The sequence below is a fragment of the Thauera linaloolentis 47Lol = DSM 12138 genome (assembly GCF_000310205.1).
In the GTDB taxonomy this organism is placed as follows: domain Bacteria; phylum Pseudomonadota; class Gammaproteobacteria; order Burkholderiales; family Rhodocyclaceae; genus Thauera; species Thauera linaloolentis.
In genome coordinates, this window is sequence record NZ_AMXE01000169.1 from 1 (window position 1) to 1,945 (window position 1,945).

Here is a 1,945-nt window from a genome sequence, read left to right on the forward strand (position 1 = left end):
CCGGGGAGACCGCCGAATCGTGAGCGCGCCGCCGGGCGCGATCCGGCGCCCGGCGGCGCGTGGCCGCCACACCATGTCCAAGCTCTTCCCCTATCTGCGCCCTTACCGGGGCGCATGTTTGCTCGCGCCCCTGCTGATGCTGCTGGAGGTTTCGATGGATCTCATGCAGCCGCGCCTGATGGCCAGCATCATCGACGATGGCGTGATGCGCGGCGACCTCGCCCATGTCGGCGCCACCGGCGCGCTGATGCTGCTGTGCGCCGCGCTGGGGCTCGTCGGCGGCGCGGGATGCACGGTGTATTCGAGCAAGGCCGCGGTCGGCTTCGGCACCGACCTGCGCCGCGACCTGTTTGCCGCGACCCAGGCCTTGTCCTTCCGCGAACTCGACCGCCTGCCCCCCGGTTCGCTGATCACGCGCCTGGGCAGCGACGTGGCGCAGCTGCAGCAGTTCGTCATGATGCTGCTGCGCGCCTTCGTGCGCTCGCCGCTGCTGGTGCTGGGCAGCGTCGCCATGGCGGCCGCCATCAGCCCGTCGCTAGCGCTCATCCTGTTCGGCGTCGTGCCCGTGCTGTCCGGTGTGCTGTTCCTGCTCGTCCGCTGGTCGGTGCCCTTGTTCGACGGCGTCCAGCAGCGGCTCGACCGGCTCAACATGATGCTGCACGAGAATCTCGCCGGCATCCGCACCGTCAAGGCCTTCGTGCGCGGCGGGCGCGAAGCGGCCCGTTTCAGCGGCGCCAACCGCGACTACGCCGACGCCGCGATCCGCGCCTGGCGCATCGTCACGCTCAACATGCCGGCGCTCAGTCTCGTGCTCAACCTCACCATCGTCGCCGTGCTGTGGGCCGGCGGCCGGCGCAGCATGGCGGGCACGATGACCGCAGGCGAACTGGTGGCCTTCGTCAACTACGTCACCGTGATTCTGTCTTCGTTGACCTCGGTCGGGATGCTGCTCACCAGCTTCTCGCGCGCCCAGGTCGCGGCCGTCCGCGTCAACGAGGTGTTCGACGCCGCATCCGGCGAGCCCGTGCCGTCCGGGGCCACGGCGGCCCCCGTCTCCGCGCGCCTCCCCGCTCCGCTCGGAACGCTGCCCCCCGGGCCGCTCGAGGTGGCCTTCGAGGGCGTGTCGCTGCGCTACGAAAGCGCTGTCCGGCCTGCGCTCGAAGACGTCTGGCTGCGCATTCCGGCAGGGGCCACGGTCGCGCTGTTCGGCAGCACCGGCGCGGGCAAGTCGACGCTCGCCGCGCTCTTGCCCCGCCTCTACGACCCCGACGCCGGAACGGTGCGGATCGGCGGCCACGACATCTGCACGCTCGATCCGCAGGTGCTGCGGGGGCGTATCGGCTACGTGCAGCAGGAGACCATCCTGTTCTCGGGCAGCGTCCGCGACAACCTGCGCTTCGGCTGCGCCGGCGCCAGCGACGAGGACATCGCCGCTGCGGCGCGGGCCGCCCAGGCGGATGACTTCATCGTCCGCCTGCCCCAGGGCTACGACAGCGTCCTGGGCCAGCGCGGCATCAACCTGTCCGGCGGCCAGAAGCAGCGCCTGTCGATCGCCCGCGCCCTGTTGCTGCGGCCTTCGCTGCTGATCCTCGATGACAGCACCAGCGCCGTCGACCTGGCGACGGAGGCGCGCATCCTCGGCGGCATCCGTGTCCTGCTGCCGCGCACGACCTGCCTGCTCATCGCTCAACGGCTGTCCGCAGCGGCCGCCGCAGATCTCGTCGTGGTCCTGGAGCAGGGCCGCGTCATCGCCCACGGCACGCATGCGCAGCTACTCGAATCGTCGGCGGCCTATCGCGACATCCACCGCTCGCAGGCCGGCATGGGCACGGTGTCCCATGACTAGGCCCGCTTCCGCATTGCCGCCGGCCAGCCTGCCCCCGCTGCTCGGCGGTCCCGGACGGCCGGGCGGCGGGCCGGCGGGGCGTCCGCGCGGCCTGGGCAG

The 1,945-nt window shown here is 71.8% G+C and carries 1 protein-coding gene; it reads left to right on the forward strand.

The genetic code is table 11. The features are described from left to right. A partial coding sequence (locus tag C666_RS18975; protein ID WP_004349943.1) for an ABC transporter ATP-binding protein occupies nucleotides 1–1,846 on the forward strand: 1,846 nt, incomplete at its 5' end. Between the last annotated feature and the right edge of the window lie 99 nt (nucleotides 1,847–1,945).